Origin of the sequence: Massilia sp. Mn16-1_5, assembly GCF_004798585.1 — a bacterium.
In the GTDB taxonomy this organism is placed as follows: domain Bacteria; phylum Pseudomonadota; class Gammaproteobacteria; order Burkholderiales; family Burkholderiaceae_D; genus Telluria.
This window is the reverse complement of record NZ_PPXQ01000014.1, coordinates 133,487-147,458: the sequence shown is the minus strand read 5'-3', so window position 1 is coordinate 147,458 and position 13,972 is coordinate 133,487. Positions and strand designations below refer to the sequence as shown.

Below are 13,972 nucleotides of genomic sequence, written 5' to 3'. Positions count from 1 at the left end.
GTCGCTATTGTGGAAATCCCCAACCCCATGAATGCCGGTCATGCGCCTGCGTGATATGCGCAACGCGTCCTTATCGCACATATTGCATTTGTGAATGACCGTTACCGCTTATACACCTTGCCGCCCTTCATCACGAACGCCACCTTGCGCAGCGCCGCGATGTCCGCCGTCGGATCGCCCTCGACGGCCACCACGTCGGCCAGTGCGCCCGGCACCAGCTGCCCCAGCTCCTTGCCCTTGCCGAGAATCCCTGCCGCCACGACCGTCGCCGAACGCAGTGCTTCGGTCGGCGTCATCCCCAGCCGCACCATCCACTCGAGTTCGCGCGCATTGGTCCCGTGGGTGAAGACGCCGACGTCGCTGCCGTTGCCGATCACGACGCCGATCCTGCGCGCCAGCGTAAATGCGCGCGCCGCTTCCTGCATGGCCGGGGTCGGCGTACCGCCGCGCACGTGCTTCTGGAAGTATTCGCCGATCGCTTCCGGCGCCGTCAGGGTCGGCACGTAGGCCGTGCCGCGTTCCTTCATCAGGCGGAAGGTGGCTTCCGAAGCGCCATAGCCGTGCTCGATCGTATCGGCGCCGGCCAGGGTCGCCAGGCGGATCGCCGCGTCGGTGCTGGCGTGCACCGCGACCTTGCGGCCGGTGATGTGGCTCGCTTCGACCATCGCCTTCAGCTCTTCCAGCGTGAAGGTCGGGCGGCTGCTGCCGTCGACGCCGGTGCGGTAGTCGCCGTAGATCTTGATCCAGTCGGCGCCGCGCGCGCTCTGCTCGCGCACGGCTTTCACTGCCTCGTCGACGCCGGTCGCTTCCTGGGCGCCGTAGGGAATCTCCATGTCGGGCCGGTAGCTGCGCTCGGCCGGGCCGTAGCTGTAGCTGGCGACGATGGCTTTGGTGGCGATCAGCAAACGCGGGCCGGAAACCACTCCCTGTTCGATGGCGCGCTTGATCCCGACGTCGGCATAGTTCGCGCCTTCGGTGCCGAGGTCGCGCAGGGTCGTGAAGCCGGCCTGCAGCGTGTCGGCCGCGTGCTTGCCCGCGAGGAGGGTGCGGTATTCGACCTGTTCCTTGATCACCTGGTCGTCCCAGGTGGTTTCGTTATACGGGTGCAGCAGCACGTGCGAATGCAGGTCGATCAGGCCAGGGATCAGGGTCTTGCCGGGTAATGAAACGCGCTCGGCATCGGCCGGCGCGCTGACGCTCTCGATCGGTCCGACTTCCTTGACCCGGCCGTCGACCACCAGCACCGCCCAGCCGGCGCGCGGCTTGCCTTCGCCGGTCCAGACGCGGTCCGCGCTCAGGAGCAGGCTGCGCGGGTCCGCCGCGTGCGCGCAGCTTGATGCGATCAGGGTCAGGGACAGGGCGAGTGTGCGGCTCCAGGTCGGCATGGCGGCTTCCGTTGAGTTATGAAGTTGCCATCATAGCGGAGCCGGCTTGGCCTGGGTACGGTATGCTGGCGGCCGGATTCACGGACGGAGAACACATGGACGACATCGGCGCCTTGCTCAAGGAAGCGCTGGGCCTGCACCAAAACGGCCAGCTGCCTGACGCCGCTGCACGCTACGAACACGTGCTGGCGCAGGCACCGCGCCAGTTCGATGCGCTGCACCTGCTCGGCGTGGTCCGGCGCCAGCAGGGCGATGCGGAGGACGCAGTGCGGCTGATCTCGGAGGCGTTGACGATCAACCCGTCGCAGTCGACGGCGCATTGCAATCTGGGCGCAGCCTTGCAAGACCTGGGCAGGAGCAGCGAGGCGCTCTCGAGTTACGACACGGCAGTGCAACTGAACCCTGCTTATGCGCTCGCCTGGAGCAACCGCGGCAACGCCCTGCGTGCACTCGGACGCCTGCCTGAGGCGGTCGAGAGCTACGACCAGGCGCTGCGCCTGCGCCCGTCGTATCCGGAAGCCTGGTGCAACCGCGCGATCGCGCTGCTCGATCTTGGCCAGCCGGAAGCGGCACTCGACAGCGCCGAACGCGCGCTGCACCAGAAACGCCCGTATGCGGAGGCGGCCTGTGTACGGGCGAATGCCTTGTTCGGGCTGCGTGCCTTCGAGGCTGCCTTGCGTGCCTACGACGAAGCGATCGCGTGGGATGCGCGCGCACCGGAGGCCCATGCCGGACGTGGCCTGGCGCTGATGAAGCTGGAGCGGCCGGGCGAGGCTCTGTCCAGTGTCGAGACGGCGCTGGCCTTGCGGCCGCGGCATCCGCAGGCCGAGCGGCAACGGGGCGACGCGCTGCTGGCACTGGGAAGACGCGAAGAGGCCATCGATGCCTACCGGCGCGCACGCACGCTCGCGCTGGATGCCGGCCTGGACACCGGCGAACTCGATTTCGTGCTCGCCGCCCGCGGCGCGGGCGCCACGCCGGGGCAGGCGCCGCAGGCCTATGTGAAAGCCCTGTTCGACCAGTATGCCGGCCACTTCGACCGGCATCTCACGCAGGTGCTGGGCTACCGCACGCCGGCCCTGGTCGAGGCCGCGCTGGCGCGCCACCCCGGCGCGGCGGAGCTCGCGGCCGTGGATCTCGGCTGCGGCACGGGCCTGTGCGCGCCGTTCCTGCGTCCGCGTGCGCAGCGTCTCGTCGGAGTCGACCTGTCCGGCCGGATGCTGGACCAGGCCCGTGAGGCCGGGCTGTACGACGAGCTGGTGTGCGCCGACATCGGGACCTACCTCGCGCAGAATCCGCAGGCCTTCGACCTGGCGGTCGCGGCCGACGTGCTGGTCTACTTCGGTGAGCTCGATACCCTGTTCGGCCAGGTGCGCGCCAGCCTGCGCGCCAACGGCGTGTTCTGCTTCTCGACCGAGGCGCTGGACGAAGGCGACTTCATGCTATTGCCGTCGCAGCGCTACGCCCACGGCCTGGCTTACCTCGAGCAGCTCGCGGCCCGGCACGGTTTTACCATTCTCGAAGCGCGGCGCGCGCCGGTGCGCAGCGACCATGGTGCCGATATCGAAGGACACCTGCTGGTGCTGCGCGCCGCAAGCTAGCGCGCCACGGGACGGGTCTTCACCGCGAGGCAGAGCGCGCCGGTCACGAGCGCCAGCGCCACGTGCATGCCGTAGAGCGGAATGAAATCCGCACGCGTCAGCTGCGCGTGCCCCACCAGCAGCACCGTGACCGCCACGCCCAGCACCGCACCCAGCTGGCGCGTGGCCTGGTTCACCGCGCTGCCGACCGCGTACTGCGCCTGCGGCAGCCCGGCCACCGCCGCCCCCGACAACGATGGCAGCACCATGCCGACCCCGATCCCGCTCAGGAACAGGCCAGGCAGCCAGTGTGTCGCGTAGGCCGGCTCCACGCCCGGCACCAGCAGCAGCCACAGGCCGCTGGCCGCGTACACCAGCGAACCGACGACGAGGATCGGGCGGTGGCCGATGCGGGCCGCGATGCGGCCGGCGACGATCGCCGTCGGCACCACCATCAGGGGACCGGGCGTGACCGCGATGCCGGCCAGCGGCAGGCTGAAATGCCAGATCCGGGTCATGTAGGAGAAGAAGGCGAAGAACATCATCGCAAAGGCCGTGCCGAAGGCCAGCGTGGCCAGGTTCACCGCGCTGTAAGTGCGGTTCTGGAACAGCGCCAGGTCGACCAGCGGCGCGGCGCTGGTCCGTGCCCAGGCGATGAAGGCGGCGAAGGCGATGGCGCTGGTGGCGGCGAGCGCGCCCAGTTCCAGCCGGCTCCAGCGTGGCGAGTCGAGCTGGGTGATCGCCATCGCGATCGCGCCGACGGCCACGATCAGCAGCAGCATGCCGACCAGGTCGATGCGTGCCTTCTTGCCTTCGACGCGTGCTTCGCGCAGGCGCAGCGCGCCGAAGTACAGCGACACGGCCCCCAGCGGCAGGTTGATGTAGAAGGCCCAGGGCCAGCCGAGGTGGTCGACGATGGCCGTGCCCAGGCTCGGCCCGATGGCGGCGGCCAGGCCGCCGACCGCGCCCCACAGGCTGACGGCCACCGCACGCTTTTCTTTCGGGAAGGCGTCCAGGATGATCGAGAGCGACGCGGGCGTCAGCAGGGCCGCGCCCAGCGCCTGGACCACGCGCGCGGCAATCAGCAGCGGCACGCTGTCGGCCATGCCGCAGGCGGCGGAGGCGGCCAGGAACAGCGTCACGCCGAACAGGAAGACGCGCTTCCTGCCGTGCGCGTCGGCCAGGCCGCCAGCCGGGATCAGCATGGTCGCATACACGACCGTGTAGGCATTCAGCACCCAGGACAGGTCGGCCGGCGTGGCGGCGGGGAAGGCGGCGGAGAGGGCGCCGAAGGCCGCGAACAGCACCGTGCTGTCGATCGACACCAGGAAGACGGCGATGCAGGCGATCCAGAAGGTCGGCCAGGGCGAGGCAGTGACACTGGATACGGCCTCGACGCGGGCGGCAAGTGTGGGCGTGGTCATGGAGGCTCCCGATCAGCGTGCGAAATCGATGTAGACGCCCGGCTCGTTCGAGAGGCCGCGCTTGATCTGCCGGGTGAACTCGTCGATCGCCACTTCGCTGTCGCCGTTTTCGAGCGCCGCGAAGGCGCGTTCCGCGACGAAGCCGGGCGAGAGCTTGGGCACCTCGAGACCGTTGGTCAGGTCGGTATCGATGAAGCCGACGTGCAGCCCCAGTACCTGCGTGCCTTGCCCCCGCAGCTCGTTGCGCAGGCCGTTGGTCGCGCTCCATGCCGCGGCCTTCGATACCGCGTAGGCCGCCAGGATCGGGGAACTCAGCCAGCTTCCCACCGAGAGCACGTTGAGCAGGGCGCCGCCGCCGTTCGCTTTCAGCACGGGCGCGAAGGCCTGGCTGACGCGCAGCAGGCCGTAGACGTTGGTCTCCATCATGCGTGCGGTGGCGTCGATGCTGTCCTGCGCCAGCACGCCGCCAAGGCTGGCGATGCCGGCATTGTTGACGACCAGGGTGACGTCGCCGCAGTCGCTTGCCGCGGCCGCGACCTGCGAGGGATTGGTGATGTCGAGCGCGATCGGCACCAGGCCGGGGAGGGTGATCGACTTCGGATCGCGCGCTGCGCCGTAGACCTTGCGCGCCCCGTTGGCGAGAGCGTGGCGGGCAAAGGCGAGGCCGAGGCCGCGGTTGGCGCCGGTGATGAAGACGGTTGCGTCCTGGAGTTTCATGATGCGTCCTTTCAGGTTTTAAAAAATATGATGACTATCATATTTTGGCTGCAAAAGAAGCCGCAGACGGGCTGCGGCCCTTGTTCAGATCGTGTCGTACTGGGCGATGAGGGCGGCGCGCGTGGCCGGCAGCAGCGCCTGGCCTTCCGTGCCGAGCGAGCGTGCCATCTGCAGCGCGCCGACCAGGCTGCTTGCGAGCAGGAAAGCGCGCTCGGGCGGTGCATCCGCGGGCAGGGCGCTACGGGCGCGCTCGACCAGGGCCGCGACGCGGCGGCGCGACACCTCCAGCAGCTCCTCGTTCTGGCGCGGCATTTCCGAGCCGAGTGCCGCCACCACGCAGCCGCGCTCCGGGCGGCTCACGTGCAGGTCGGCGAGATAGGCCTCGACCAGGGCGCGCACCGGGCTGGCGCCGGCTTCCTGCAAGGTGGCGATGCGGCGCGTGAGGGAGGCCGCGCTGTCGGCGGCCGCGTGTTCGATGGCCGCGGCGAGGAGGGCGTCGCGCGACTTGAAGTGGGCGTAGAAGCCGCCGTGGGTCAGGCCGGCTTCCTTCATGACCTCGGCCACGCCGACCCCGGCATAGCCCTGGCGGCGCAGCGCGCGGCCGGCGGCCTCGAGGATGCGCGCGTGGGATTGCTCGCGGCGGCTTTGCTTGCTGTCGGCGTTCATGGCGGCGCTTCCGAAATATGATGGATTTCATATTATGTTTATCATATTTCAGAGTCAAGCTGTTTTTTCGACATTTCATGCCACGCTTCGCGCGTTTTGTCCGACGCCGGTTGAGCTAAGCGCCGTGTTTCTCTACATTGTCCCGTCAATCAAGGTTTTGGAGGAAATCCGATGGGGAATCGTCGTCTGCCGGGCCGCCTTGCCGCCGCCTGCCTCGTGCCGCTGCTGGCGCTCGCCTTTCCATGCGCGGCGCAGGTCGACCTGACCAGCCTCGACCGTGACATGGCCGGGCCGCGCGCGCAGGTAGCGGTGCTCGGCACGGTGCACCTGCGTGAGATGCCGGACGGCTTCGACCCGGCCGCGCTCGACAAGCTGATCGACAAGCTGGCGGCCTTCAAGCCCGGCATCGTCACCATCGAGAACGAGAACGGCGAAGAGTGCGACCTGGCCGCGCGCCATGCGGCGAAATACGGCGCCGACTATTGCCCTTCGGTGGAAGCCGCGCGCAAGGCGACCGGACTCGATGCACCGGCCGCGATGCGGGAAGCGGACAAGCTGCTGAAAGCCTGGCCGGCCCAGCCGACGGCAAGCCAGCGGCGCCACCTGGCCGCGCTGTTCCTGGCGTCCTATGACCGGGCTTCGGCCTATACGCAATGGCTGCAGCTGCCCGCGAGCGAACGCCGCGCCGGCGACGGCCTCGATGCGGCACTGGTCGAACAGCTCGGCAAGCTGGCGGTGCGCAAGGACGAGACCATCATGATCGCCGCCCGCCTGGCTGCGCGTCTTGGCCTGCCGCGCGTGCATGCGGTCGACAACCATACGGGGGACCTCGTCGACGTACCCGATATCAAGGCCTTCGTTCGTGAGATCGAAGCGGCTTGGGCAAGCGGTGGCGGGACCTTCGAAGAATTCAAGAAGCGCGAGAAGGCGCTCGGCATGGCCCCCGACCTGCTGCCGCTCTACCGCGCCGTCAATGATCCGCAATCCCTGCGCGCGCTGGCCGAGGCGAATATCGTTCCCTCCATGCGGGCGAAATCGAAGGAAGGCTATCCGCAGATCTGGGTCGGCGGCTGGGAAATCCGCAATCTGCGCATGGTGGCCAACATCCGCGAAACCTTCCGCGAACGTCCCGGCGCACGCGTGCTCACCATCGTCGGCGCCTCGCACAAGCCCTGGTTCGACAGCTGGCTGGGGCAGCTGCAGGGCGTCGATATCGTCGACGTACGAAAGCTGCTGGAATAGATTCTCACGGATGACTTCGTAAAAACCGAAGTCATCCATCGAAAATTGTATGTTTTTCGGAAGCAATGCTTGTCGCTACAATCGTCGGCATTAGACTTTTGTCAATCAAGGAGCGAATGCAATGAACGAAATACTGGCGTCGATCATGTCTGGCCTGGCTGGGGCGTTCGACGGGAACATGGGTTGGGCCATTCTGGTCCTGGCCCTGGCAGTACGGCTGGCCTTGCTGCCGCTGACCCTGCGCCTGGCACGACGCATGCGCGCCAACCAGAAAATCGTCGCCTCGCTCGAACCCCAGGTGGCCGAGATCCGCAAGCGCCTGGCCGACAAGCCGGCCGACATGTTCGCGGCCATATCAAGCCTGTACAAGGAAAACGGCGCCAGCATGGTCGACCGTTCCGGCCTGATGGGCGCGTTGCTCCAGGTGCCGGTCTTCGGCCTGCTGTACCGGGCGATCAGCAATGCCAGCCTTGGGGCCGGGCCCTTCCTGTGGATGCGTAGTCTCGCCACGCCGGATGCGGCCTTGACCGGCATCGTGCTGGCGCTGACCGCCTTGTCGGCTTATTACATGCCTTCGGCGGCGCCGGACAAGGCGATGCTGATGATGCTGGTGCAGGTGGTCGTCACGGCCTTCATCCTGTGGAAGCTGTCGGCCGGTCTTGGGCTGTACTGGGCGGCTTCGAGTTTTGTGAGCGGACTGCAGACTTGCGTGCTGCGTGTCGACGAACGGCGCCTCAAGACATTGAAGTCATGAATCCATCCAGCTCGGCCGCGATCTGCTGCGCCAGCTGGTGAATGTGGAAGCCGTCGACGAAGCCGTGGTGCGCCTGCACCGAGAAGGGCAGCTGCAGGCGGCCGTTCGGGGCGTCCCTGAAGCGGCCCCAGGCCAGCGAGGGAATGTCGGGCGACTTGAGGCTGGCCATCGGGTGCTGGATCGAGGTGAAGTCGAGCCAGGGGATGCAGGTGATGAAGACCTGGTCCCTGCATTGGCGCGGGGAGAGCGCGGCGTATTGGTTGTTCAGCGCCGTCATGGCGCAGGCGTCCTCGCGCGCCTTGACGCCGCGTGCGCAGAAAGTGCGCAGGTCGTCGGACCAGTCGAACAGGGCGAAGTTCAGGTCATTGTGCTGGTTGACCACCGTGAAGGAAGGCATCAGGCGGTCGATCTCGATGACCTCGCCCTCGAAGACGCGGTAGCGGAAGTTCTCGATCTTCAGGGTCGCACGCAGCACGGCGCACAGCAGCACGTGGAAGGGCGGCAGGCCTTGTTCCTTGCACCAGGGACGGTAGTCGGGCAGCTCGAGGGTGAAGCAGAGGTTGACCGCCGGGCTGTCCATGCGGTCGAAGAGCTCGAAGCGGTCGCGCCGCTTGTCAAAATTTTGCATGCGAAGTTCGATTTTGTAGGGTGGGCTCCGCCCACGCGGTATCACCGGTAGATCAGCCGGACGGTCGTTTCAACCGCTCGGATATGCAACCACACGAAAGACCGCGTGGACGGAGTCCGGTGAACCTGTCGTTAAGGCCATTGGCCTCAACGACCCCTACGTATAGACGTGATCCGGCGCCGCGGCCGCATTCACATTACTGCGCGGCCCAGCCGCCGTCCATGTTCCACGCCACGCCACGCACCTGGCTACCGGCCGGCGAGCAGAAGAACACGGCCAGCGCGCCCAGTTCGTCCGGCGTCACGAATTCGCCCGACGGCTGCTTCTCCGCCAGCAGCGCGCGGCGCGCTTCGTCGTTCGACAGGTTCTCGCGCGCGGCGCGGTCGTCGACCTGCTTCTGGACCAGCGGGGTCAGGACCCAGCCCGGGCAGATCGCGTTGCAGGTGACGCCGGTCTGCGCCGTCTCCAGCGCGGTGACCTTGGTGAAGCCGACCAGGCCGTGCTTGGCCGCGACGTAGGCGCTCTTCTGCGCCGAGCCGACCAGGCCGTGCACCGAGGCCAGGTTGATGATGCGGCCCCAGTTCTTCTGCTTCATGCCCGGCAGGGCCAGGCGCGTGGTGTGGAAGGCCGAGGTCAGGTTGATGGCGATGATCGCGTCCCACTTCTCGACCGGGAAGTCCTCGACCGCGGCCACGTGCTGGATGCCGGCGTTGTTGACCAGGATGTCGACGCCGCCGAACTTCTCCTGGGCGAAGGCCATCATCGCCTCGATCTGCTCGGGCTTGGACATGTCGGCGTTGTGATAGGCCGTCTGCACCCCGAATTCCTGGCCGATGTCGGTGTAGAGCTTCTCGATCTGCTGGGCGTCGCCGAAACCGTTGAAGACGATGTTGGCGCCCTGGCCGGCCAGCGAACGTGCGATGCCCAGGCCGATGCCCGAGGTCGAGCCGGTGACGAGTGCCGTTTTACCGCTAAGCATGTTGGATTTCATTGTTTCCTCTGAAGGGTGGGTGAGCGGGGGTGTTCTGCAGAATTGGTAGAATTCTAATCGCTCGGGCGGTTAAAATGTGAGGCTGGGCTTAACGACGTAACAATATTGTCAGCGAAGGAGCAGGAATGAGCGAAGCGAGAATCAAGAGCGTGCAGTGCAGCTCGCCCGCCGGCCTGCACCGCATCGCCTACAAGGAATGGGGCGACCCGGACAACGAGCGCGTGCTGGTCTGCGTGCACGGCGTGACCCGCGTCTCCGACGATTTCGATGCGCTGGCCCAGGCCTTGTCGGACCGCTACCGCGTGGTCTGTCCGGATGTTGCCGGGCGCGGGCGCTCGGACCGCCTGCGCGATCCGAACCTGTACGCGCTGCCGCAATACGTGGCCGACATGGTGACCGTCATTGCGCGCGCCACCGCCAACGGCGACGGCAGCGTGCACTGGTTCGGCACCTCGATGGGTGGCCTGATCGGCATGGTGCTGGCGTCCTTGCCCGGCACGCCGATCACGCGCCTGCTGCTGAACGATATCGGCCCGGCGCTCGACGGCGGCGCCTTGAACCGCATCGCCGACTACATCGGCCAGGACCTGCGCTTTCCCGACTACGAGAGCGGCGCGCGCTTCGTGCGCGAGGTGTCGACCTCGTTCGGGCCGCACAGCGACGAGGAATGGGACAAGCTGGCGCGCGACGTCCTGCGCCGCCAGCCCGATGGGCAATGGGTGCGCCACTACGATCTGGCGCTGTCCCAGCCCTTCAAGAAGATGGGCGTCGAACGCGCCAAGCAGGACGAGGCGGCGCTGTGGCGCGCCTGGGATGCGATTGCCTGCCCGACCCTGCTGGTGCGCGGCGAACTGTCCGACCTGCTGACGCACGAGACGGCGCTGGAGATGACGACGCGCGGTCCGAAGCCGCGCCTGGTCGAACTCGCGGGCGTCGGCCATGCGCCGACCTTCGTGCACGCGGACCAGATTGCGATCGCGCGCGAATTTTTAACGGCGAATTAAACTTTAACTGCCGGCACCTTCAACACGAAAGAGAACATGGAAATCAAACGACTTCACGTAGGCAAGCGCCTCTCCGAAACCGCCATCCACAACGGCACCGTCTACCTGGCCGGCCAGATCGCCGAAGACACGACCCAGGACATCGAAGGCCAGACCCGTGAGGTGCTGGGCCACGTCGACCGCCTGCTGCAGGAAGCCGGCAGCGACAAGACCTGCATCCTGATGTGCCAGATCTACATCGCCGACATGGCCCATTTCGCCGGCATGAATGCGGTTTACGACGAGTGGGTGGCGTCCGGTCACACGCCGCCGCGCGCCACCGTCGAAGCGAAGCTTGCCAACCCGGCCTGCCTGGTGGAGATCGTGATCACCGCCGCGCTGCGCTGAGTTCAGGTCAAGTCTCGATGGTTTCGACCGCCGCACTCGGCGACGCCACCACACAGCTGATCCAGGGCCTGAGCCCTGAAGAATGCGTGCGCGTGCAGGACGCGCTCGACTACGCCTCGGTCGCGTATGGCGAGCGCGCCTGCTCGTCCGGCCAGAACGCCTTCGAGTTCTCGCTGGGCGTGGCCGGCACGCTGGCCTACCTGCGCAGCGACGTCGAGACGCGCATCGCCGGCCTGCTGTTCGAGCTGGTGCTGTTCGAGCCGCCGCTGGTGGAGACGCTCGAGCGCCTGTTCGGCCCCGAGGTGGCCAGCCTGGTGCGCGGCGTGCAGCAGCTGATCCGCCTGCGCGACCTCACGGTCGGCCAGCAGGAGATCAAGCGCGGCAAGAACGCGGCCCAGCAGGCGGGGGCGCAGGTGGAAACCCTGCGCAAGATGCTGCTCGCGATGGCGACCGACATGCGCGTGGTGCTGATCCGTTTGTCGTCCTGCGTCACCACGCTGCGTTATTTCGCCGAACAGAAGCGCTTCGACGAACTCACCCACGACTACGGGCGCGAGGTGATGGACCTGTATGCGCCGCTGGCGAATCGCCTCGGCATCTGGCAGCTGAAATGGGAGCTGGAAGACCTGGCCTTCCGCTTCCTGCAGCCGGAGACCTACAAGCGCATCGCCAAGATGCTCGAAGAAAAACGGATGGCGCGCGAAGGCTTCGTCGCGTCCTCCATCGAACGCCTGCAGCAGGAATTGCGCGCGGCCGGCATCAAGGCCGAAGTCAGCGGGCGGCCGAAGCACATCTACAGCATCTACAACAAGATGCGCGGCAAGGACCTCGATTTCTCCTCGCTCTACGACGTGCGCGCCTTCCGCGTGATCGTGCAGGACGAGAAGACCTGCTACACCGTGCTCGGCCTGGTGCACAACATCTGGACCCCGATCCCGGCCGAATTCGACGATTACATCGCGCGCCCCAAGGGCAACGGCTACCGCTCGCTGCACACGGTCGTCACGGCCGAAGACGGGCGGCCGCTGGAAGTGCAGATCCGCACCCAGGAAATGCACAACTTCGCCGAGTACGGCGTGGCTGCGCACTGGCGCTACAAGGAAGAGGGCGGCTCGAATTTCAAGAGCCAGAAGTACGACGAGAAGATCGCCTGGCTGCGCCAGCTGCTGGCGTGGAAGAGTGACGTCACCGACAGCGCCGATGCGGTGGCGCCGGAAGAAGACCAGAAGGAATGGGTCGAGAAGCTCAAGGCGACCACGCTGGACGACCGCATCTTCGTCCTGACGCCGCAGGCGCGCGTGCTGGAACTGCCGGTGGGCGCGACGCCGATCGACTTCGCCTACCACCTGCACAGCGAAGTCGGCCACCGCTGCCGCGGCGCCAAGATCGACGGCGTGATGGTGCCGCTGAACACGCCCCTGAAGAACGGCCAGACCTGCGAGATCATCACGGCGAAGGGACCTGCGGGCAGCCAGGGTCCGTCGCGCGACTGGCTCAGCCCCGGCTATACCGTCAGCAGCCGCACGCGCTCCAAGATCCGCGCCTGGTTCCATGCGCAGGAGCTGGCCGAGACGCTGGCTTCCGGGCGGGCACTGGTGGAAAAATCGCTGCAGCGCGAGGGCAAGACGGCGGTCAACCTGGAGGCGCTGGCGCATAAACTCGGCTTTGCCAAGGTCGACGATTTGTTCGTTGCGGTGGGCAAGGAGAAGTTCAGCCTGCGCCACGTGGAAGCGGCGCTGCACGAGACCGTGGAAGCGCCGCCGCCGGACGACACGGCGGTGGTCAACAAGAGCCGCGCGTCCAGCGTCGAGCAGGGCGCCAAGTCGGGCGTGCTGGTGGTCGGCACCGAAGGCCTGATGACGATGCTGGCCAAGTGCTGCAAACCGGCGCCGCCGGACCCGATCGTCGGTTTCGTCACGCGCGGGAAGGGTGTCTCGATCCACCGGCTGTCATGTAAAAACTTCGCCGAGATGCGTTCGAAGGCGCCCGAGCGGGTGATCCAGACGGAATGGGGCAAGGGTGTTACCGAGACCGTGTACCCGGTCGACATCTTCATCCTCGCCGCCGACCGCCAGGGACTCCTGCGCGACATCTCGGATGCGTTTTTGCGCGAGAAGATCAACGTCACGGGCGTGAATACGCAGACGACGAAAGGGCAGGCGCGCATGGTGTTCACGGCGGAGATCGGGGCGACGGCGCAGCTTCAAAAAGCGCTGTCGGCGATCGCCGAAGTCAGCGGCGTCCAAGAGGCAAGGCGTTCGTAGGGTGGGCGCCCCGTGCCCACCAGACGATTCGCAAATGCGTCGCACGCTTTTGGTGGGCACGGGGCGCCCACCCTACGTGATACGCGGTTTGATGCAAACTTGCTAAAACCGTATCATATGACCATGCGCCGCTCCCTCCACCTCGCCGCCCGCCCCAGCCTCTGGGGCCTCGCCTTCGCGCGCTACCTGCGCAGCTGGTGGTACATGTTCTTCCTCGGCGCGATCGCCATCGTCACCGCGCTCTCGCCCTCGACCTACAACCGCGGCAACCGCCTCGTCACCGCGCGCTACATCCACGCCAGCAGCTGGCAGGTGCTGCCCTGGTTCACCGTGCTCTCGGCCCTGATCAGCCTCGTCATCATCCGCATCGTGCTGGTCACGGCCCTGAGCTACGGGCTGTCGCGCTATGCGCTGGAGATGGTGGTGCGGGTACTGGTGCTGGAACTGATTCCGCTGTCGGCGGCGCTGTTCGCGGCCCTGCGCTCCGGCATGGCGTTTGACGCCAGCGCCCTGGGCCTGGCGCGCGCCGGCCTGCCGACCGCTGAAGTCAATGCCGAAGCCCTGCGCCGCCTGCGGCGCGACCTGGTGCCGCAGCTGTTCGCGAACGCCATCTCGGTGCTCAGTCTTGCCATGGTCAGTTCCACCATCGTGCTGGTGCTGGCCTACCTGAACGTCTATGGCCTATCGCCCTGGGGCCTGCCCGACTACACGCGTACCGTGGGCCGGGTGTTCGAGCCGGTCGTCGCCATCGGCTTCGTGCTGAAGACCGTGCTGTTCGGCCTGGCGGTGGCCGTGATCCCGACTGCCGCCATCCTCGAACTGCAGCGCTATCCGCGCCGTCTGGCGTCCAGCGTGCAGCCGGGCGCGCTGCGCCTGCTGTTCGTGCTGCTGCTGATCGAAGGCGCCTCGCTGGCCCTCAAATACATCTAA

Annotated in this window: 13 protein-coding genes; 7 read left to right on the top strand and 6 right to left on the bottom strand. The window is 66.8% G+C overall.

Annotated elements, in window-relative coordinates:
* Positions 1-101: 101 nt before the first annotated feature.
* Complete coding sequence (locus C2862_RS17670) at positions 102-1,385, bottom strand: amidohydrolase family protein (protein ID WP_136221451.1); 1,284 nt, start codon at positions 1,383-1,385, stop codon at positions 102-104.
* A 95-nt stretch (positions 1,386-1,480) separates the two neighbouring features.
* Here C2862_RS17670 and C2862_RS17665 point away from each other — a divergent pair, with 95 nt between their 5' ends.
* Positions 1,481-2,986: a tetratricopeptide repeat protein gene (locus tag C2862_RS17665; RefSeq protein ID WP_136221450.1), complete on the top strand. Its 1,506-nt coding sequence runs from the start codon at positions 1,481-1,483 to the stop codon at positions 2,984-2,986.
* Here the strand turns inward: C2862_RS17665 and C2862_RS17660 are convergent.
* The 3 genes from C2862_RS17660 to C2862_RS17650 all read right to left on the bottom strand — a co-directional run bounded on the left by C2862_RS17660 (position 2,983) and on the right by C2862_RS17650 (position 5,772).
* A complete protein-coding gene (locus C2862_RS17660) occupies positions 2,983-4,389 on the bottom strand; it encodes an MFS transporter (RefSeq protein WP_136221449.1) in 1,407 nt (468 codons plus the stop codon). The two genes, C2862_RS17665 and C2862_RS17660, sit on opposite strands and share 4 nt — an antisense overlap.
* Before the next feature lie 12 nt (positions 4,390-4,401).
* Positions 4,402-5,106 carry an SDR family oxidoreductase gene (locus C2862_RS17655; protein ID WP_136221448.1) on the bottom strand — a complete coding sequence of 235 codons (705 nt, stop codon included), beginning with the start codon at positions 5,104-5,106 and terminating at the stop codon, positions 4,402-4,404.
* 84 nt (positions 5,107-5,190) lie between these two features.
* Positions 5,191-5,772, bottom strand: coding sequence for a TetR/AcrR family transcriptional regulator (locus tag C2862_RS17650; RefSeq protein WP_136221447.1), 582 nt, complete (start codon positions 5,770-5,772; stop codon positions 5,191-5,193).
* A 171-nt stretch (positions 5,773-5,943) separates the two neighbouring features.
* Between C2862_RS17650 and C2862_RS17645 the strand changes: the two genes are divergently transcribed.
* Positions 5,944-7,014 (top strand): DUF5694 domain-containing protein, encoded by a 1,071-nt coding sequence (locus C2862_RS17645; protein WP_210736036.1) that lies wholly within the window; start codon positions 5,944-5,946, stop codon positions 7,012-7,014.
* Between the two features lie 121 nt (positions 7,015-7,135).
* Positions 7,136-7,768 (top strand): membrane protein insertase YidC, encoded by a 633-nt coding sequence (locus C2862_RS17640; protein ID WP_136221446.1) that lies wholly within the window; start codon positions 7,136-7,138, stop codon positions 7,766-7,768.
* Here the strand turns inward: C2862_RS17640 and C2862_RS17635 are convergent.
* Entirely contained in the window at positions 7,749-8,396 is a 648-nt protein-coding gene (locus tag C2862_RS17635) for a CatA-like O-acetyltransferase (RefSeq protein WP_136221445.1), read from the bottom strand. The genes C2862_RS17640 and C2862_RS17635 overlap by 20 nt on opposite strands.
* Positions 8,397-8,592: 196 nt before the next feature.
* Positions 8,593-9,387: a 3-hydroxybutyrate dehydrogenase gene (locus C2862_RS17630; RefSeq protein WP_136221444.1), complete on the bottom strand. Its 795-nt coding sequence runs from the start codon at positions 9,385-9,387 to the stop codon at positions 8,593-8,595.
* A 125-nt stretch (positions 9,388-9,512) separates the two neighbouring features.
* Here C2862_RS17630 and C2862_RS17625 point away from each other — a divergent pair, with 125 nt between their 5' ends.
* The 4 genes from C2862_RS17625 to C2862_RS17610 all read left to right on the top strand — a co-directional run bounded on the left by C2862_RS17625 (position 9,513) and on the right by C2862_RS17610 (position 13,972).
* Positions 9,513-10,391, top strand: a complete 879-nt coding sequence (locus C2862_RS17625) for an alpha/beta fold hydrolase (RefSeq protein WP_136221443.1) — start codon at positions 9,513-9,515, stop codon at positions 10,389-10,391.
* A 36-nt stretch (positions 10,392-10,427) separates the two neighbouring features.
* Positions 10,428-10,778 carry a RidA family protein gene (locus C2862_RS17620; protein WP_136221442.1) on the top strand — a complete coding sequence of 117 codons (351 nt, stop codon included), beginning with the start codon at positions 10,428-10,430 and terminating at the stop codon, positions 10,776-10,778.
* A 17-nt stretch (positions 10,779-10,795) separates the two neighbouring features.
* Positions 10,796-13,042 (top strand): bifunctional (p)ppGpp synthetase/guanosine-3',5'-bis(diphosphate) 3'-pyrophosphohydrolase, encoded by a 2,247-nt coding sequence (locus C2862_RS17615; RefSeq protein ID WP_136221441.1) that lies wholly within the window; start codon positions 10,796-10,798, stop codon positions 13,040-13,042.
* A 123-nt stretch (positions 13,043-13,165) separates the two neighbouring features.
* On the top strand, positions 13,166-13,972 hold the full coding sequence (locus C2862_RS17610) for an ABC transporter permease (RefSeq protein ID WP_136221440.1): 807 nt from the start codon (positions 13,166-13,168) through the stop codon (positions 13,970-13,972).